An 18,703-nucleotide genomic window follows, 5' to 3' on the forward strand; every position below is an offset into this window, starting at 1 on the left:
GGTACGGCTGAGCGTCGACCACGCCGCTCGCGGCGGGCGACAATGCACGGATGGACATCCGCCAGGTCGTCATCACCCGCGCAGGCGCCCCTGATCGGCTGAGGCTTCAGACGTCTCGGCTGGGCCCACCTGCCCCTGGTGAGGCGCAGATCGAGGTGGTCGCAGCCGGGATCAACTTCGCCGACATCCTCGCCCGGCAGGGCCTCTATCCCGACGCACCGCCGCTGCCGCTGGTGGTCGGCTACGAGGTCTCGGGCACGGTGCGTGCCGTGGGAGCAGGGGTCGAGGAGTCACTGGTCGGGAGGGACGTCCTCGCGCTGACCCGTTTCGGCGGCTACAGCAGCGCGCTCAACGTCCCGGCGGCCCAGGTCTTCGCCAAGCCCGGAGGGCTGAGCCACGCGGAGGCGGCGTCGATCCCGGTCGCCTATCTCACCGCCTGGCAGCTCCTCGTGGTGCAGGGCGGCCTCCGCGAGGGCGACACCGTGCTCATCCAGAACGCCGGCTCCGGGGTCGGCCTCGCTGCTCTCGACATCGCCCGCCACGTGGGGGCGCGCAGCATCGGCACGGCCAGCGCAGGCAAGCACGCCTTCCTCACAGCTCGGGGCCTGGACCACGCCGTCGACTACCGCACCGGTGACTGGACCCGCGAGGTCCGCGCCCTCACCGATGACCGGGGCGTCGAGCTGGTGATCGACCCACTCGGCGGAGAGAGCTTCCGCCGGTCCCGCAGTGTGCTGCGCGCCACCGGCCGGCTCGGGATGTACGGCGTCTCCGCCGCTTCCAGCAACCAGGGCCTGCGCGGCAAGCTGCAGTTGGCCAGGACCGCGGCGCTGATGCCGCTGTTCCACCCGGTGCCGCTCATGAACGCCAACCAGGGCGCGTTCGGGGTCAACCTCGGGCACATGTGGGGCGAGGTCGACAGGCTTCGCGGCTGGATGGGGCAGGTGCTCGAGGGCGTCGGGTCCGGGTGGGTGCGACCGCACGTCGACTCGTCGTACCCCTTGGCCGACGCGGGCCGGGCCCATGAGCACATCGAGTCTCGCCGCAGCACCGGCAAGGTCGTGCTGGAGCCCTGATCGGCGCCGTCCGACCATGCCGCGCCCCGCGCGTTCACCCAGTCAGAGCCCCGCGAGGAGCTCCAGCACCCGCGACGTCACGACACCCATCGCGTCCGCGTCGTACGCCGCCAGCGAGCTGTCGCTGAACAGGTGGACGTTGCCGGGGTAGGTGAAGACCTCGATGTCCGAGCGCGTCGACGCGACCGCACGGGCGGCGTCCAGGTCGCCCTCCTCGGCGAAGAACGGGTCGGCGTCCATGCCGTGCACCTGCGCGGCGACGCCCTCGGGCCAGGGCTGGATCCACTCGGGCCCGACGAAGGACTCCAGCAGGATCCCGGCGCCGGTGGAGGTGCTCGCCAGCCGCTGGGCCTGCCCGGCGCCGAAGGAGGTGCCGCCCAGGACGACCTCGGCCGGCAGCGAGGCGACGGCCTTGTCGGCGCGCTCGTCGAGCGCCCCCTCGGGCTGGGAGCGCACGTAGGCGAGCCCGTCCTCGATGCTGGCGAACGTCTGCCCCTCGAAGAGGTCGGGCGTGTGCACGGTGTGTCCCGCGGCCCTCAGCTCGTCGGCGAACGCGACGATCCCGGGCGTGAGCCCCTGCACGTGGTGGAAGAACACGACCTCGGCCATGACAGTCCTCTCTGGGTGGCGTCCCCCGTGGACGCCGGTGGCACCACCCTAGGCAGGGTTCCGGTCGGATCCCTTCCGGAACAGGAACCAAAGTTAAGAAATGACCTGGAGCTCGTCCCAGTCCACCTCGGCGGTGCGCCGCTCGTACTCCGCGACGAGGCCCGGCCAGTTGGTGGTGATCCGGCCCCCGTCGACGTACCAGCTCTGGCAGGAGGACCACGCGCTGGTCGCGAGCCGGTGCTGCATCTCGGCGTCGAAGCGCTCCAGCGCGGCCGGGTGCGCGGCGACCAGGCGGGCCTCGCCGTCGGCGATCCGGCGGGCGACCTGGGCGACGTAGCCGGCCTGCGCCTCCATCATCGCGATGATCGAGCTGCCGCCGAGGTTGGTGTTGGGGCCGTAGATGCAGAACAGGTTGGGGAAGCCGGGCATCGTGATGCCCAGGTGCGCGCGGGCGCCGTCGACCCAGTCCTGGTGCAGGTCGCGGCCACCGACGCCGCGTACGTCGATCCCGGCGAGGAAGCGGGTCGCGGCGAAGCCGGTGCCCCAGATCAGCACGTCGGCCTCGTGCAGGGTGCCGTCGGCGGTGCGCACACCACCCGGCTCGATGCCGGTCACCTTCTCGGTGACGACGTCGACGTGGTCGCGGGCGAGCGCGGGGTACCAGTCGTTGGAGAAGAGCAGCCGCTTGCAGCCGATCGGGTAGTCCGGCACGAGCTTGGCTCGCAGCGCCGGGTCGGGCACCTGGCGGCGCAGCTGGAGCCTCCACGATGCCCGGATCGCGCCGACGAAGGCCCGGCTGTAGCGGGAGTCCTCGCCGAGCGCCCGGTTGAGGCGGTCGCCGATCCAGTAGACGAACGACCGCTCGGCCTGCTGGGTCCGCGGGAAGCGGCGGAAGAGCGCGTGGTGCCGCTCGCGGTACTCCTGGTCGGGCTTCGGGACGACGTACGGCGCGCTGCGCTGGAAGACCGTGATCGAGGCGACCCGGTCCACGATGCCGGGGACGAACTGGATCGCGCTGGCGCCGGTGCCGACCACCGCGACCCGCTTGCCGGTCAGGTCGACGTCGTGGCGCCAGTCGGCCGAGTGGAACGCGGGGCCCGCGAACGTCTCGGCCCCCGCGACGTCGGGCACCACCGGGTTGGAGAGCTGGCCGACCGCGGACACCACGATCTCGGCGTCGTACGTCGATCCGTCGCGGCCGGTGAGCCGCCACGAGCCGGCCGCCTCGTCGAGGACCGCGGAGACCACGTCGACGCCGGTGCGGACGTGGTCGAGCAGGCCCTCGTCGGCGGCCGTCCGGCGCAGGTAGTCGAGGATGTCCGGCTGCTCGGCGTAACGCCGGTGCCAGGCGGGGTTGGGCGCCCACGACCAGGAGTAGAGCGGCGACGGGACGTCGCAGGCGGCGCCCGGGTAGGTGTTGTCGCGCCACACCCCGCCCACGGTGTCGGCCCGCTCGAGGACGGTGATGTCGGTGATGCCCTGCTCGCGGAGGGCGCGCGCGGCGCCCAGCCCGCCGAAGCCGGCACCGATGACGACTGCTCGGGGGTGAGTCACAAACGAGACCGTAGCGGTCCGCGGCGGCGTACGGTCGGCCCATGTCGAGCCGTGTGCGCAGCGCCGCAGCAGTCGTGGGCCTCCTCCTTCTCGTGACCGGCGCGACCGGCGCACCCGCGGACGCGGGGCCGCAGCGCGCGCACGTCCGCTCCGACCACGTGCCGGCGGCGCACGGCACGCACCACTGGAAGACGATCGACCGGCTGGTGCCCGTGGTGACCGGCCCCGACGACGACATCGCGATCGACCTCGACACCCGCCTCTACGTCCCGGACAACGCCAGCCGGCGGCACCCCCAGCCCGCGATCCTGATGACCCACGGCTTCGGGCTGAACAAGACGTCCCCGGAGGTCGTCAGCACCGCCCGGTTCTTCGCGGCGCACGGCTACGTCGTGCTGACCTACACCTCCTCCGGCTTCGGGGCGAGCGGCGGCTGCGTCACGCTTCAGTCGGCCGACTACGACGTCAAGAGCGCCCGCCAGCTGATCGACAAGGTCCTCGAGCCCCGCCGCGACGTACGCCGCGACGCGCGCGGCGTGGTCGTCGGCACGATCGGCGGCTCCTACGGCGGCGGCATCCAGCTGCCGCTGGCCGCGCACGACCAGCGGATCCGCACCAGCGTCGTCGGCCGGACGTGGAACAACCTGATCTACTCCCTCGACCCCAACAACCGCGTGGTGCCCGGCGACCCGACCGGGCTCGACCACGGCCTCAACGCCCAGGGTGTCTTCAAGCAGGAGTGGACCTCGCTGTTCTACGCCCTCGGCAACAGCCAGCCCGCGATGGGCGGCGGCGACTGCCCGGGCGCCAAGCAGGCCTCCGGCGACCCCGTCGAGATCGGCGGCGCCGCGAGCTGCCCCGGTTACTACCTGCCGCTCTGCCGCACCTACGAGCTGCTGACCTCGACCGGCGACTCCGACGCCGAGGCGCGCCACCTGATCCGGCGCGCGTCCGCGTCGACGTTCCTGCACCGGATCCACGTCCCGGTGCTCCTGGTGCAGGGGCAGAGCGACACCCTGTTCAACCTCAACGACGCCAGCGCGACCTACCGCGCGCTGCACCGCCGCGGCGTGCCGGTCGGGATGATCTGGAACTCCGGCGGTCACGGCGGCTACGACTCCCAGCCGGGCGAGTGCGAGGCCTACGACGGCACCTTGAGGTCGGTGCGCCGGATGGACCACTGCTACCTGTCGCTGCGCTCGCTGGGCTGGATGGACCACTGGCTGCGGGGCAGGTCGGGCGGCCGAGGCCCGGCCTTCGCCTACTACCGCGACTGGAAGAAGTACGCCGGGCACGGCGCCGACGACGAGCAGTACGGCACGTCCCCGCGGTTCCCGCTGCACGCGTCGACGACGTTCCGGATCTCCGGCACCGACGCGCTGGTGGCGCCGGGCAAGCCGGTGACGAGCGGTTCGGTCACGATGCTCAACCCGCAGGGCGGCGAGCCCGCGGCCTACACCGAGACGTCGAACTTCACCGGCCCGGACGCCTCGCCGAGCTCCGGCGACACCCCGCCGACCGAGATCGACGGGCAGTTCGCGGCCTTCACCTCGGCGCCGTTCGCCCGGTCCGTGGCGGCCGTCGGGATCCCTGAGGCGCACCTGCTGCTGACCAACAGCAACGGCCAGGACATGGTGTTCTTCGCCAAGGTCTACGACGTGGCGCCCGACGGCAGTACGGTGCTCGTGCACCGGCTGATCGCGCCGGTCCGGGTGCCGGCCGCGGCGGTCGGCGAGCCGGTGGACATCCGGCTGGCGGGCTTCGCGCACCGGTTCGCGCGAGGTCACGCGGTCCGGCTGGTGCTCTGCACGACCGACCAGACGTCGTACAACGCCAAGGTGGCCGACGTGCTGACCCTGTCGACGGGGACGGCCTCGACGTTCACCCTGCCGGGCGTCCTCAGGTGATCGTCATGCCGCCGTCGACGGCGATCGTCTGGCCGGTGACGTAGCCGCCTGCGGCGGAGGCCAGGAAGACCACCGCAGCGGCGAGCTCGGCCGGGTCACCCTTGCGTCCGACGGGGATCCGGGCGCCCTGCTGCTCGAGGTAGCCGGGCGGGTACTGCTCGGTCATCTCCGAGGCGAAGAAGCCGGGGGCGATGGCGTTGACGCGGATGCCCTTGCGGCCCGTCCACTGCTGCGCCAGGTCGCGGGTCAGGCCGATCAGGCCGGCCTTCGACGCGGCGTACGCCGCCTGGGGGAGGCCTGCGGTGGTGAGCCCGAGGACCGAGGAGATGTTGATGATGCTCGAGCCGGGCTGCATGACGCGGCCGCAGGCCTGCGCCATCCAGTAGCAGCCGTTGAGGTTCACGTCGATGACCGCGCGGAACTCCTCGGGCGTCTCCTTGGTGGCGGGGACGGCGGTGCCGATGCCGGCGTTGTTGACCAGGATGTCGACCCGGCCGAACTCCTCCATCGCGAGCGCGACCAGATTGGTGCAGGAGTCGGGGTCGGCCACGTCGGTGGCGACCGTGAGCGCGCGACGCCCCGTCTTCTCCACCAGCGCGGCCGTCTCGGCGAGCCGGTCGACGCGACGGGCGCCGAGGGCGACGTCGGCGCCGGCCTCGGCCAGGCCCTGAGCGAAGGCGACGCCGAGGCCGCTCGAGGCGCCGGTGATGACGGCGACCTTGCCGTCGAGTCGGAACATGTCGGTGACGGTCATGGCCGCCACCCTAGGGCGTGCGGCCCGTCGGCCCGAGCGGGTACCATGACCGCATGCAGAGGAACCTCCTCCTTATCTAGCCGCGTCGACACGCACTCTTCGACGCGGCTGCCCCTCGTGCGCGAGGGGCTTTTTCATGCCCGGGGTGCGGGCGCCAGGAGCAGGAACACCCACGAGCTGCGAGAGAGACGATGATGAGCGAGCAGACCCAGAGCCACGACACCGAGGCCCCTGCGGAGGCCGAGACCTACGACGTGGTCGCCGTACAGGACAAGTGGCTGCCCGTCTGGGACCGGCTGCAGCCCTTCCGGGCCGACGACGACGCGCCGCGCGAGAAGAAGTACGCGCTGACGATGTTCCCGTACCCCTCCGGCGACCTGCACATGGGCCACGCCGAGGTGTTCGCGCTGCACGACGTGATGGCGCGCTACTGGTGGCAGAAGGGCTACGAGGTCCTGAACCCGATGGGCTTCGACTCCTTCGGCCTGCCCGCGGAGAACGCCGCGATCAAGAACGACGAGCACCCCGACACCTACACGCGCGCCAACATCGCCCGCTCGATCGAGTCGTGCAAGAAGTACGCCGCGTCCTTCGACTGGACCCGGACCTTCAACACCTCCGACCCGGAGTACTACCGCTGGACCCAGTGGCTGTTCCTGAAGTTCCACGAGCGCGGCCTGGCCTACCGGAAGAACTCCCCGGTCAACTGGTGCCCCCAGGACCAGACCGTGCTGGCCAACGAGCAGGTCGTCGGCGGCACGTGCGAGCGCTGCGGGGCGGAGGTGACCAAGAAGGAGCTGACCCAGTGGTACTTCAAGATCACCGACTACGCCCAGGAGCTGCTGGACGGCCTGGACGAGCTGGAGCAGACCTGGCCGGACCGCGTGGTCACCGCCCAGCGCAACTGGATCGGCCGCTCCGAGGGCGCCCACGTCGACTTCGCCATCGAGGGCCGTGACGAGCCCGTCACCGTCTACACCACGCGGCCCGACACCCTGTTCGGGGCGACCTTCATGGTGGTGGCGGCCGACGCCGCGCTGGCCGGCGAGCTGGTCACCGAGGAGCAGCGGCCCGCGCTGGAGGACTACCTGGTCGAGGTCCGCAAGGAGACCGAGATCAACCGGCTGTCGACCGACCGGCCCAAGACCGGCGTCTTCCTGGGCGTGCACGCCACCAACCCGCTGACCGGCACGCAGATCCCGGTGTACGCCGCCGACTACGTGCTGGCCGACTACGGCACCGGCGCGATCATGGCCGTGCCCGGCCAGGACCAGCGCGACTGGGAGTTCGCCCAGGCCTTCGACCTGCCCGTCATCCGCACCGTCCAGCCGCCGGAGGGCTGGGAGGGCGAGGCCTTCACCGGCGACGGCCCGGCCATCAACTCCGCCAACGACGAGATCGACCTGTCCGGCCTGGGCGTCGCCGAGGCCAAGTCCACGACGATCGCCTTCCTGGAGGGCCGGGGGCTGGGTCGCGGCACCGTCAACTTCCGCCTGCGCGACTGGCTGCTGAGCCGCCAGCGCTACTGGGGTGCGCCCATCCCGATCGTGCACTGCCCCGTCGACGGCGAGGTCCGGGTCCCCGAGGACCAACTGCCGGTCACCCTGCCCGACCTGCGCGGCGCCGACCTGAAGCCGAAGGGCACCTCGCCGCTGGGCGGGGCGACCGAGTGGGTCAACACGACCTGCCCGACCTGCGGCGGCCCGGCGACCCGGGACACCGACACCATGGACACGTTCGTGGACTCGTCCTGGTACATGTTCCGCTACTGCTCCCCGCAGGACCACACGCAGGCCTTCGACAGCGCCAAGGTCAACGCATGGATGCCCTGCAACCTGTACGTCGGCGGCGTGGAGCACGCGGTGCTGCACCTGCTGTACGGCCGCTTCTTCACCAAGGTCCTGAACGACATGGGCCTGGTCGACTTCCGCGAGCCCTGGCTGGCCCAGCTGAACCAGGGCTTCGTGATCAACCAGGGCAAGAAGATGAGCAAGTCCTTGGGCAACGGCGTCAACCTGGGGGACCAACTCGGTGCCTTCGGTGTGGACGCCGTGCGCCTGACCCTGGTCTTCGCCGGCCCGCCGGAGGACGACATCGACTGGGCCGACATGTCGCCGGCCGGATCGCTGAAGTTCCTGCAGCGCGCCTGGCGGCTGTCCGGTGACGTCGCGTCCGAGGTCGGCACCTCGCCCGAGGGCGGCGACGTCGCGCTGCGTCGGGTCACGGCGCGGACCGTGCACGACGCGGGCGAGCTGGTCGAGTCCTACCGGTTCAACGTCATGGTCGCGCGCGTCATGGAGCTGGTGAACGCCACCCGCAAGGCGATCGACTCCGGCTGCGGTCCCGCCGACCCGGCGGTCCGGGAGGCCGCGGAGGCGGTCGCGATCCTGCTGTCCCTGGTGGCGCCGTACACCGCCGAGGAGATGTGGGCGCGCCTGGGCCACGAGCCGACCGTCGCGCGCACGGGCTGGCCCGAGGTCGACCCGGCGCTGCTGGTGGAGGAGTCCGTCACCGCCGTCGTGCAGATCAAGGGCAAGGTCCGGGCCCGCCTGGAGGTCGCGCCCGACATCTCCGAGGCCGACCTGGAGCAGCTGGCGCTGGCCGACGCGTCCGTCCAGCGGGCGCTGGACGGGGCGACCGTCCGGAAGGTGATCGTCCGAGCTCCGAAGCTGGTCAACATCGTCACCTGACGTGCTCTAGCCTTCCTCGCATGTCGGGCCCGGTCGCGATCGTCACCGACTCGACCGCCACCCTCCCTCCGGAGGTGGCGGCCGAGCGCGGGATCGTCGTGGTGCCCCTGCAGGTCGTCATCGGCGCGCAGGTGCACGACGAGGGGTCGGACGGCGCGACGCCGGAGCTGGTCGCCGCCGCTCTGAAGGAGTGGACGCCGGTCAGCACGTCCCGCCCGACGCCCGCCGCCCTGCTGGAGGCCTACGAGGCGGCCGCGGCCGCGGGCGCGCAGGAGGTCGTCTCGATCCACCTGTCCGGCGAGATGAGCGGGACGTTCGAGTCCGCCCAGCTCGCCGCCCGCGACGCCTCGATCCCGGTGCACCCGCTCGACAGCCGCCAGGTGGGCGTGGCGACCGGGTACGCCGTGCTGGCCGCGGCGGACGTCCTGGACGCCGGGGGCACCGCCGAGGAGGCGCTCGCAGCCGCGACGGCCCGGGCCACCGCGTCGTCGTCGCTGTTCTACGTCGACACGCTGGAGTACCTCCGCCGCGGCGGGCGCATCGGCGCCGCCGCCGCGCTGTTCGGCGGCGCCCTGGCGGTCAAGCCGCTGCTGGAGATCCGCGACGGCAAGGTGGCGACGCTGGAGAAGGTCCGCACGGCCGCCCGGGCCCTGGCCCGGTTGGAGGAGCTGGCGGTGGCCAAGGCAGGGGACCGGCCGGTGGACGTGTGCGTCGCCCACCTCGCGAGCCCGGACCGGGCCGGTGAGCTGGCGTCGAAGCTCAGCTCCCGGCTGGCCGACAACCTCGAGGGCCGCGACGTGTGGTGCGGGGAGCTCGGCGCGGTCCTGGGCGCGCACGTGGGGCCGGGGATGCTGGCCGTCTGCGTGGCGCCGCGTTCCTGCTGAGGCGGCGGCACCGGCGCCCTACCGACAGGTGCCCTCCTGACACGTGCCTGCTGGCCGGCCACCTGTCGTGCACAGGCCCGCCGCCCTGCAAGCCCGTCCCCAGGCGTGACAACGGCAGGCCCGGACCGGGGCTGCCGGTCCCTAGTTTCGGGACATGCGAACCCGACGCCCCAGCCCCGAGCTCGAGCAGGCCGTCTCCCGGCGGCTGGAGCTGCTGAGCGCCGAGCTGGCGCAGGTCCGGCCCGAGCCCGTAGGGGAGCCCGAGCCCGAGCCGGACTGGCTGTTCGGGCACACCCGGGTCCCACACCACGACCACTCCGCCGACCACGCCGGCCTCCCAGACGAGGCGTCGCCGCCACCGGCCCTGCCGGTCCCCGGACGGCACGCCTCCCGCCGGGCCGGACCCACCCTGGCCGCCGCGATCCCCGAGACGCTGCGCGGGCGGGTCCGGCTCGGCCCCGGCCAGGTCGCCGTCGTGGCCGTGCTGGTGGCGCTCGGACTGGCCGTGACGTGCTGGTGGGTGGTCCGCGGGCAGCCCTCGACCGTGGAGGCGCCCACCGTGCCGGCGCCGGTCCTGTCGTCGGGCACCCCGCTGGCGGGCGCCCTCGTCAGCCCCGTCGCGGCCGCCGGCGCCTCGGCGGCTGCCAGTGGCACCGTGACGGTCGACGTCGCCGGCAAGGTACGCCGGCCGGGCATCGTGGTCCTCGACGCCGGCTCCCGGGTGGTCGACGCCCTGAAGCAGGCCGGAGGTGCCCGTCGCGGGGTCGACCTGTCCTCGCTCAACCTGGCCCGGGTGCTCGTGGACGGCGAGCAGATCCTCGTGGGTGTGCCCGCGCCCGTCGGAGTGGCTGCGTCCGCGGTGCCGGTCGGGGGTGCGCCGTCCGGCCCGCTGGTCAACCTCAACACCGCCACCCAGGAGCAGCTCGAGACGCTGCCCGAGGTCGGGCCGGTGACCGCCGGGTCGATCGTCCAGTGGCGCACCGAGCACGGCGGCTTCACCTCGGTGGACGAGCTGCTCGAGGTGGACGGCATCGGGGACGCCACCCTCGGCAAGCTCGCGCCCTACGTGACGGTGTGAGGGGGTGCCCTCGACATCGCCCGCGGTCGCCGACCTGCGGATGCCCGTGCTCGGCGTCGCCGCCTGGCTGGGTGCGCTCACCGCCCTGGCGCCCGGCCAGGTCCTGGCAGCCGGGGTGGCGGCGCTCGTCGCCCTGGGCTGCTGGGCGGCCGTACGGCGCCGCCCCGGGGTCGCCGTGGCCGTGCTGGTCGCCGGCGCCGTCTGCTGCTCGGGCCTGGTCCGGCACACCCAGGTCGACGAGAGCCCGGTCGCCCTGCTGGCCCGGGACGGTGCGGCCGCGCGGCTGGAGCTGACGGTGCTCTCGGACCCGCACGTGCTGTCGGGGCGCTACGGCGACCGGGTGCTGGTGCGGGGAGAGGTCCGGCACGTCGACGCCCGCGGGAGCGCCTGGACGCTGGCCGTGCCTGTCTTGGTGCTGGGTGACACCTCGTGGGGCGATGTCCGGTTGGGCTCGACCGTCGCCGCCAGCGGCCTGCTGGCGCCCTCCGACGGCGGCGACGCGGCGGCGGTGCTCTCCGCCCGCGGCCCGCCGCGGGTGCTGGCCGGGCCCGATGCCTGGTGGCGCGGTGCCGAGGCGGTCCGGGCGTCGCTGCGCGCCTCGGTCGCGGGCCGGCCCGCCGACCAGCGGGCGCTGGTCCCGGCGCTGGTCGACGGCGACGACGCCGGGCTCGACCCGGCCGTCGCCGACGACTTCCGGACCACCGGGCTGACCCACCTGCTCGCGGTGTCCGGGACCAACCTGACCCTCGTGGTCGGCTTCCTGCTCGTCGTGGCGCGGTGGTGCCGGGTCCGGGGCCGCTGGCTGCTGCTCGTGGGTGCGCTGGGCATCGTCGGGTTCGTGCTGCTGGCGCGCACCGAGCCGAGCGTGCTCCGCGCCGCGGTGATGGGCTCGGTGGCGCTCGTCGGCCTCGGCCGGGACGCCCGGCAGCGCGGCGGGCGGGCGCTCGGCGCCGCGGTGGTCGGGCTGTTGCTCGTCGACCCGGCGCTGGCCGCGGAGGCGGGCTTCGCCCTGTCGGTGCTGGCCACCGCCGGGATCCTGTTCCTCGCCCCGGGCTGGCGCGACGCCCTGGCCCGGTGGCTGCCGCGCTGGCTCGCGGAGGCGGTGGCCGTGCCCGCGGCCGCCCAGCTCGCCTGCACCCCGCTCGTCGCCGCGATCTCGGGGCAGGTGAGCCTCGTGGCGGTCGGCGCCAACCTGCTGGCCGCCCCGGCCGTCGGCCCGGCGACCGTGCTCGGCCTGACCGGCGGCCTCCTCGGCCTGCTGTGGGGGCCGCTCGGCACGATGGCCGGCACGCCCGCCGCGTGGTGCGTGGGATGGATCGTGGCCGTCGCGCGGCACGGGGCGGCGCTGCCGACGGCAGCGGTCCTGTGGGGGAGCGGCGTGCTGTCGCTGGCCCTGCTGACGGTGCTGACCCTGCTCGTCGCGCTGCTCGCCCCCGCCGTCCTGCGGCACCGCGTGACCGGCGCCGCGAGCTGCCTGCTTTTGGTCGTCGTGGTCCTGGTCCGGCCGCCGACGCCGGGCTGGCCTCCGGCCGGCTGGGTGCTGGTCGTCTGCGACGTCGGCCAGGGGGACGCCCTCGCGGTGCGGGCCGGGCCGCACGCCGCTGTGGTCATCGACGCCGGACCCGACCCGGTGCTCGTCGACCGTTGCCTGGACCGCCTGGGCATCACCGAAGTCCCGCTGCTGGTGCTCACCCACTTCCACGCCGACCACGTCGACGGGATCACGGGCGTCCTCGACGGCCGTCGGGTCGGGGCGATCTGGACGACCCGGCTCCAGGACCCGCCCTACGGCGTGGAGGAGGTCGGCGCGGCCGCCGAGACGGTCGGGCTGGTGCCCACCCCGGCGCCGTACGCCGCCTCTGCCGACGTGGGTGACGTCCACCTCCAGGTCGTCTGGCCGCTGCCGGACTCGCCCACGACCGGTCCGGGGGACGGCAGCACCGCCAACGAGGCGAGCGTGGTGATGGTGGCCGAGGTGCACGGCGTGCGGATGCTGCTCTCCGGCGACGTGGAGCCCGAGGGGCAGGCCGAGCTCGCCCGCGAGCTGCCCGGGCTGCGGGTCGACGTGCTGAAGGTGCCGCACCACGGCAGCCGCTACCAGGACCTCGACTTCCTGGCCTCGCTCGGCGCCCGGCTGGCCGTCGTCTCGGTCGGCGCGGACAACGACTATGGGCACCCCGCCAGCTCGACGATCGCCGGTCTCGCGTCGACCGGGGCGCGGGTGCTGCGCACCGACCAGGACGGCGACGTGGCGGTCGTCGCCCGCGACGGTGACCTCCTGGCGGTCACGTCCGGGTGAGCGTGCAGGGCCGTCGGTGGGCTGTGGCAGGCTTCTCGCACGATGGCAGGTCCACAGGCAGCAGACGTCCTCGGTCGGGTCACCCTGGTCACCGGCAAGGAGGAGTACCTCAACGAGCGCACGGTCCGGGCGGTGCGGCAGGCGGTGCGTGCCCACGACCCCGACGCCGAGCTCGCCGAGTCCCAGGCCGCCGAGCTCTCGCTCGCGACGCTGGGGGAGATGGCGGCCCCGTCGCTGTTCTCCAGCATCCGCTGCGTGGTGGTCCGCAACCTGGAGAACCTCCCCGACGAGTCCGTCGACGGGCTGCTGGCCTACGCCGGGGCGCCGGTCGAGGACGTCGCCCTCGTGCTCGTCCACGGCGGCGGCCAGAAGGGCAGCGGCGTGCTCACCAAGCTGCGCAAGATGGCCACCGTCACCGAGGCGAAGTCGGGGGAGCTGAAGGCCTCGGAGTTCCCGTCCTTCGTGGTCTCGGAGGTCCGCACGCACGGCTCGACCATCGACAACGAGGCGGCCAACCACCTGATCCAGGCCGTCGGCCAGGACCTCCGCTCGCTCGCCGCCGCGGCCAGCCAGCTGGCCAGCGACTTCCCGGGCGAGGCGCTCACCGTCGAGAAGGTCAAGCAGTACTTCGGCGGCCGGGCCGAGGCCAAGTCGTTCGCCGTGGCCGACGCCGCCTTCTGGGGCCGCCGCCACGTGGCGCTCGAGGAGCTCCGCTGGGCCCTGGACGCCGGCACCCCGGCGGTCCTGGTGACGTCCGCGTTCGCCGGCGGCGCCCGCGGCCTGGCCCGCTACATGTCCGCGCCGCGCGGCATGAAGGACTTCGACCTGGCCCGCGAGGTCGGTGTCCCGCCGTGGAAGCTGCGCACCATCCGCGACCAGTCACGCGGCTGGTCCGACGCCGGCATCGCCCGGGCGATCCGTGCGGTGGCCCGCGCCGACGCCGACATCAAGGGCGCGGCCAGCGACGCGTCCTACACCCTCGAGCGGCTGGTCCTCACCGTCACCGGGCTCCGCGACCAGCGCTGAGCCTGGGGGCTGGGTCCGGGCAACGCAAAAAGGCGTCGACCCCGAGGGGACGACGCCTGAGAGCGAGGGGCCTCAGAGAGAGGCGGCCTTCTTGGCGATCGCGGACTTGCGGTTCGCGGCCTGGTTCTTGTGGATGACGCCCTTGGAGGCGGCCTTGTCGAGCTTCTTGGCGGCCGCCTGGCCGGCGAGAACGGCAGCGTCCTTGTCACCGGCCTCCGCGAGCTCGCGGAACTTGCGGACGGCAGACTTCAGGCCGGTCTTGACCGACTTGTTGCGCTCGTGCGCCTTGATGTTCTGCTTGTTCCGCTTGATCTGGGACTTGATGTTCGCCACTACTGCGCCTTCGTCGTAGGTGTGGGGGTGGTGCTGTTCTGGGGTGCGGTCGGCGCAGGCTACAGCCGGACACGCGACGTAAAAGGTTAGCAGCGGGCCGCACGGCCGCCCAAATCCGACCGGATCAGGCCCAGCCCCGCCGCTCGCACAGCCAGTCCCAGACCACGTCACCCTGCCACATCTGGGCGTCGCGGAGGTGCGGGGAGGTCGGCGGCACCGGCTGGTCGGCCTGGTGGAGGAAGTAGCCCGTGAGGAGCGCCAGGACGATGTCGACGTGCTCGGCCGGCACGTCGCGGGTCAGCCGTCGGGAGGCCAGCACCGCCTCGGCGTCGAGGCCGTCCCCGCGGGGACCGATGAGCAGGAGCAGCGTGTCGAGCCAGGGCGCTCCGGCCGCCGGCCAGTTCCAGTCGCACAGCAGCGCTCGGCCGTCGGCGGTGATCAGCAGGTTGTCGTCGCGGACGTCGGTGTGCACGACGCTCGACCCGGCGGTCACCTCGGCGAAGCGGGCCGCCAGCGCGGCGGCCTCGTCGCCGTGGGGGAGCACGTAGGTCGCCAGGACGTGGTCCCACAGCGCCGGCCAGTCGGCGTACTCCGTGGCGAAGCCGTCGAGGCCGAGGGCGGCGGGGGCCGGGGTCAGCCGGTCGGCGACGTCCTCGAGCAGGTCGAGGGCCAGGTCCAGGTCGTCCTGCCGCCAGGGGCGGGCGGGGTGCCTCGCCTCGACGTGCTCGGTGGCCAGCACCAGCCAGTCCATCTCCTCGAAGCTCCACAGGAGCCGCGGTGCGGGCACGCCGGGCGGCAGGGCCCCGAGCTTGCGGATCTCGGTGCGGTAGGACTCCGCGAACGCGCGCTGGGCCTTGACCGAGGCCGCCTTCACGAAGTGCCGGCTCCCGTCCTCGCACTCCAGCACCGAGGCCAGCCCGGGGGTGAAGCCGGTCGGCTGCGAGGTCGCCGTCACGACCGGGGAGCCGAGGCGCTGCTCCACCAGCCGGCGCACCGGGGGTGGGAGGAACGACCACTCGACGCGGCGGGCGGTGCGGCCGTGCGGGACGGTGCTGGGGATCCGGGTCGTCACGAATCCATCCTTGCCGACCATGTTGGTTGCAGGCGACCGGGTTGCGGACGGTGGTAGACACAGCACGTGCTGCGCTTCTTCGTGCTGGGTGTCCTTATCGTGCTGGGCGCGTTCACCGCGCTGGCCGCCTCCATCGGCGGGCCCGGGTGGTGGGGGCTGCTGGCCTTCCTGGCCCTCCTCCTGCTGGTCGGCATCCACGACCTGGTGCAGAAGAAGCACGCGATCCTCCGGAACTACCCGGTGCTGGGCCACCTGCGCTTCCTGCTGGAGGGCATCCGGCCCGAGCTCCAGCAGTACTTCATCGAGCGCAACTACGACGGCCGGCCCTTCGACCGCGACACCCGCTCCTCGATCTACCAGCGCGCCAAGGGGATCAAGGAGGAGCAGCCCTTCGGCACCGAGCGGGACCTGTACGCCGTGGGCTACGAGTACCTCCTCCACTCCACCGTCCCCGTCGACAAGCTCGAGGAGCCGCCGCGCGTCCGGATCGGTGGCCCCGACTGCACGAAGCCCTACGACATGGCGCTGCTCAACGTCAGCGCGATGAGCTTCGGCTCGCTGTCGGCCAACGCGATCGAGGCGCTCAACCGCGGCGCCGCCAAGGGCGGCTTCGCCCACGACACCGGCGAGGGCGCGATCAGCCCCTACCACCGCAACGGCGGCGACCTGGTGTGGGAGATCGGCTCGGGCTACTTCGGCTGCCGCACCCACGACGGCGGCTTCGACGAGCGCGAGTTCGCCGAGAAGGCCGCCGACGACCAGGTGAAGATGGTCAGCCTCAAGCTCAGCCAGGGCGCCAAGCCCGGCATCGGCGGGGTGCTGCCCGGCGCCAAGGTCACCGCGGAGATCGCCAAGACGCGCGACGTCCCGCAGGGCCAGACCGTCATCTCGCCGTCGTACCACCAGGTCTTCTCGACGCCGCGCGAGCTGGTCCAGTTCATCGGCCACTTCCGCGAGCTCGCGGGCGGCAAGCCGGCCGGCTTCAAGCTCTGCCTGGGCTCCCGCACCGACTTCCTGGCCATCTGCAAGGCGATGGTCGAGGAGCAGATCACGCCCGACTTCATCATCGTCGACGGCGCCGAGGGCGGCACCGGCGCGGCGCCGCTGGAGTACGAGGACCACGTCGGGATGCCCCTGACCGAGGGCCTGATGACCGTCCACAACGCGCTGCTCGGCGCCGGGGTCCGCGACCGGGTGAAGATCGGGGCCAGCGGCAAGGTCGCGACCGGCATCGACCTGGTCAAGCGGCTCATCCAGGGCGCCGACTACACCAACGCCGCGCGCGCCATGATGATGGCGGTCGGCTGCATCCAGGCCCAGACCTGCCACACCAACACCTGCCCGGTCGGCGTCGCGACCCAGGACCCCAAGCGGATGCGGGCCCTCGACGTGCCGGACAAGACCGAGCGGGTCTTCCGCTACCAGCAGGCCACCGTCGACCAGGCGATGCAGGTGATCGCCTCGATGGGGCTGCACTCCTTCGACGAGCTGCGCCCGCACATGCTGCGGCGGCGCACGGCGCCGGGCACGATCGCGTCGTACGGCGACCTCTTCCCGCACCTGGCCGCCGGCCAGCTGCTCCGCGACGCGCCCGCCTCGTGGGAGCGGGACTGGGCGCGCGCCGATCCCGACCGCTTCGTCCCGTGACCCGTTCCCCGACCTGGAGGTTCCGTTGACCACCGTTGCCGAGCTGCTGATCGAGGCCCTGGCCGAGCACGGCGTGACCCAGGTGTGGGGCGTCGTGGGCGACGCGCTGAACCCCGTCACGGACGCGATCCGGCGCGAGGACCGCATCGAGTGGGTGGGCGTGCGCCACGAGGAGGTCGCGGCCTTCGCCGCGAGCGCCCAGGCGCAGTTGACCGACCGGCTGGCGGTGTGCATGGGCACCGTCGGGCCGGGCGCGATCCACCTCCTCAACGGGCTCTACGACGCCAAGAAGTCGCACGCCCCGGTGCTGGCGATCTGCGGCCAGGTGCCGCGCGAGGAGATGGGCAGCGACTTCTTCCAGGAGGTCGACAACGACGCGCTCTTCGCCGACGTGTCGGTCTTCTGCAAGACCGTGACCAGCATCGACCAGCTGCCCGGCCTGATCGAGCAGGCCGGCAACGCGGCGCTCCAGGCGCGCGGGGTGGCCGTGCTGACCCTCCCGGGCGACGTGGGAGGGCTGGACCTGCCCAAGGACACGGCCGTCCCGCGCTTCGTCGCCGAGCGGCCCGACCAGCAGCCCGGCCCCGAGGCGCTGCGGGCGGCGGCCGACGCGATCAACGCGGGGGAGCGGGTCACCCTGCTCGTCGGGCAGGGCGCGCGCCACGCCCGGGCCGAGGTGCTGCAGCTCGCCGACCGCCTCGCGGCGCCGATGGTGCTCACCCTCAAGGCCAAGGAGGGGCTCGAGCACGACAACCCCTTCGAGGTCGGGCAGTCCGGCCTGATCGGCAACCACGCCAGCAAGATCGCCTTCGACGGGTGCGACGTGCTCGTGCTCGTCGGCACCGACTTCCCCTACAAGGACTTCCTGCCCACCGGCAAGGTCGTCGTCCAGCTCGACGTCCGCGGGACCCACATCGGCCGCCGCACCCCGGTCGACCACCCCCTGGTCGGAGACGCCCGGCTCGGCCTCGCTGCGCTGCTCCCGCTGCTCGACGCCCGGACCGACCGGACCCTGCTGGACAAGGCGCGGTCGTCGTACGACGACTGGCGCGAGCGGCAGCAGCACTTCGTCGACCCCGACTACGACCAGAAGCCCGTCGGGCTGCTGCGGCGCAAGGTCGACAACGCCTCCGACCGGGTCCGGCCCGAGCTCCTGGCGGGGATCGTGGACCGGCACGCGGCGCACGACGCGGTGTTCACCAGCGACACCGGCATGTCCACGGTGTGGCTGAGCAGGTTCGTCCGGATGAGCGGCACCCGCCGCTTGGTCGGCTCCTACAACCTGGGCTCCATGGCCAACGCCATGCCGCAGGCGCTCGGCGCCGCCGGCCTCGACCGCGACCGGCAGGTGATCGCGTTCTGCGGCGACGGCGGCCTGTCGATGCTGATGGGCGACCTGATCACGGCGGTCAGCCACGAGCTGCCGGTCAAGCTGGTCGTCTTCGACAACGGCCGGCTCGGCATGGTCAAGCTCGAGATGGAGCAGGTCGGGCTGCCGGAGTTCGGGACGGTCCTGCACAACCCCGACTTCGCGAAGGTTGCTGAGGCGGTCGGCATGCGCGGGATCCGCGTCGAGGACCCGCACGACGTCGAGGCCGGCGTCCTCGCGATGCTCGACCACCCCGGCCCGGTGCTCCTGGACGTGCTGACCAACCCCGACGAGATCGTCATTCCTCCGAAGCCCACGCTGAAGCAGGGGTGGGGCTTCGCCATCGCCAAGACCCGGGAGTTCGTGGACTCGCCCGAGTGAATGGAAGAATGCCCCCGTCCACCC

The 18,703-nt window shown here is 73.0% G+C and carries 14 protein-coding genes; 9 read left to right on the top strand and 5 right to left on the bottom strand.

The genetic code is table 11. From position 1 onward, the window contains the following. Nucleotides 1-50 precede the first annotated feature (50 nt). Nucleotides 51-1,076, top strand: a complete 1,026-nt coding sequence (locus tag EJF31_RS01995; protein ID WP_125035423.1) for a zinc-binding dehydrogenase — start codon at nucleotides 51-53, stop codon at nucleotides 1,074-1,076. Nucleotides 1,077-1,118: 42 nt separating this feature from the next. Here the strand turns inward: EJF31_RS01995 and EJF31_RS02000 are convergent, their stop codons facing one another. Then, nucleotides 1,119-1,685, bottom strand: a complete 567-nt coding sequence (locus EJF31_RS02000) for a dienelactone hydrolase family protein (protein ID WP_125035424.1) — start codon at nucleotides 1,683-1,685, stop codon at nucleotides 1,119-1,121. Between the two features lie 93 nt (nucleotides 1,686-1,778). After that, nucleotides 1,779-3,239: an NAD(P)/FAD-dependent oxidoreductase gene (locus EJF31_RS02005; RefSeq protein ID WP_125035425.1), complete on the bottom strand. Its 1,461-nt coding sequence runs from the start codon at nucleotides 3,237-3,239 to the stop codon at nucleotides 1,779-1,781. A 41-nt stretch (nucleotides 3,240-3,280) separates the two neighbouring features. Between EJF31_RS02005 and EJF31_RS02010 the strand changes: the two genes are divergently transcribed. Then, nucleotides 3,281-5,146 (top strand): CocE/NonD family hydrolase, encoded by a 1,866-nt coding sequence (locus EJF31_RS02010; RefSeq protein WP_125035426.1) that lies wholly within the window; start codon nucleotides 3,281-3,283, stop codon nucleotides 5,144-5,146. Here the strand turns inward: EJF31_RS02010 and EJF31_RS02015 are convergent. Further along, on the bottom strand, nucleotides 5,139-5,900 hold the full coding sequence (locus tag EJF31_RS02015; protein WP_125035427.1) for an SDR family NAD(P)-dependent oxidoreductase: 762 nt from the start codon (nucleotides 5,898-5,900) through the stop codon (nucleotides 5,139-5,141). The genes EJF31_RS02010 and EJF31_RS02015 overlap by 8 nt on opposite strands. A gap of 194 nt (nucleotides 5,901-6,094) precedes the next feature. On the opposite strand from EJF31_RS02015, the gene leuS reads away from it, so the two are divergent. The 5 genes from leuS (at nucleotide 6,095) to holA (ending at nucleotide 13,877) form a co-directional block, all read left to right on the top strand. Next, entirely contained in the window at nucleotides 6,095-8,590 is a 2,496-nt protein-coding gene (leuS, locus tag EJF31_RS02020; protein ID WP_125035428.1) for a leucine--tRNA ligase, read from the top strand. Nucleotides 8,591-8,610: 20 nt separating this feature from the next. After that, nucleotides 8,611-9,474 (top strand): DegV family protein, encoded by an 864-nt coding sequence (locus tag EJF31_RS02025; RefSeq protein ID WP_125035429.1) that lies wholly within the window; start codon nucleotides 8,611-8,613, stop codon nucleotides 9,472-9,474. 154 nt (nucleotides 9,475-9,628) lie between these two features. Then, the gene (locus EJF31_RS02030; protein ID WP_125035430.1) at nucleotides 9,629-10,552 is read left to right on the top strand and encodes a ComEA family DNA-binding protein; all 924 of its coding nucleotides are present in this window, start codon (nucleotides 9,629-9,631) and stop codon (nucleotides 10,550-10,552) included. Between the two features lie 4 nt (nucleotides 10,553-10,556). Then, nucleotides 10,557-12,851, top strand: a complete 2,295-nt coding sequence (locus EJF31_RS02035) for a ComEC/Rec2 family competence protein (protein WP_260430578.1) — start codon at nucleotides 10,557-10,559, stop codon at nucleotides 12,849-12,851. 42 nt (nucleotides 12,852-12,893) lie between these two features. Next, nucleotides 12,894-13,877, top strand: a complete 984-nt coding sequence (holA, locus tag EJF31_RS02040) for a DNA polymerase III subunit delta (protein WP_125035431.1) — start codon at nucleotides 12,894-12,896, stop codon at nucleotides 13,875-13,877. Nucleotides 13,878-13,949: 72 nt separating this feature from the next. Here the strand turns inward: holA and rpsT are convergent, their stop codons facing one another. Both rpsT and EJF31_RS02050 read right to left on the bottom strand, forming a co-directional pair. Next, entirely contained in the window at nucleotides 13,950-14,210 is a 261-nt protein-coding gene (gene rpsT / locus EJF31_RS02045) for a 30S ribosomal protein S20 (protein WP_125035432.1), read from the bottom strand. A gap of 124 nt (nucleotides 14,211-14,334) precedes the next feature. Continuing rightward, the gene (locus EJF31_RS02050) at nucleotides 14,335-15,282 is read right to left on the bottom strand and encodes a phosphotransferase (RefSeq protein ID WP_125035433.1); all 948 of its coding nucleotides are present in this window, start codon (nucleotides 15,280-15,282) and stop codon (nucleotides 14,335-14,337) included. A 66-nt stretch (nucleotides 15,283-15,348) separates the two neighbouring features. Here EJF31_RS02050 and EJF31_RS02055 point away from each other — a divergent pair, with 66 nt between their 5' ends. After that, entirely contained in the window at nucleotides 15,349-16,929 is a 1,581-nt protein-coding gene (locus EJF31_RS02055) for an FMN-binding glutamate synthase family protein (protein WP_125035434.1), read from the top strand. 25 nt (nucleotides 16,930-16,954) lie between these two features. After that, a complete protein-coding gene (locus EJF31_RS02060) occupies nucleotides 16,955-18,679 on the top strand; it encodes a thiamine pyrophosphate-dependent enzyme (RefSeq protein ID WP_125035435.1) in 1,725 nt (574 codons plus the stop codon). Nucleotides 18,680-18,703 lie beyond the last annotated feature (24 nt).

The sequence above is a fragment of the Nocardioides sp. LS1 genome (genome assembly GCF_003865225.1).
GTDB lineage: Bacteria > Actinomycetota > Actinomycetes > Propionibacteriales > Nocardioidaceae > Nocardioides > Nocardioides ginsengisegetis.

Coding starts and splice junctions, on each gene's coding strand:
- EJF31_RS01995 (WP_125035423.1), top strand. CDS start 51: ATGGACATCCGCCAGGTCGTCATCACCCGCGCAGGCGCCCCTGATCGG.
- EJF31_RS02000 (WP_125035424.1), bottom strand. CDS start 1,685: ATGGCCGAGGTCGTGTTCTTCCACCACGTGCAGGGGCTCACGCCCGGG.
- EJF31_RS02010 (WP_125035426.1), top strand. CDS start 3,281: ATGTCGAGCCGTGTGCGCAGCGCCGCAGCAGTCGTGGGCCTCCTCCTT.
- EJF31_RS02015 (WP_125035427.1), bottom strand. CDS start 5,900: ATGACCGTCACCGACATGTTCCGACTCGACGGCAAGGTCGCCGTCATC.
- leuS (WP_125035428.1), top strand. CDS start 6,095: ATGAGCGAGCAGACCCAGAGCCACGACACCGAGGCCCCTGCGGAGGCC.
- EJF31_RS02025 (WP_125035429.1), top strand. CDS start 8,611: ATGTCGGGCCCGGTCGCGATCGTCACCGACTCGACCGCCACCCTCCCT.
- EJF31_RS02030 (WP_125035430.1), top strand. CDS start 9,629: ATGCGAACCCGACGCCCCAGCCCCGAGCTCGAGCAGGCCGTCTCCCGG.
- holA (WP_125035431.1), top strand. CDS start 12,894: ATGGCAGGTCCACAGGCAGCAGACGTCCTCGGTCGGGTCACCCTGGTC.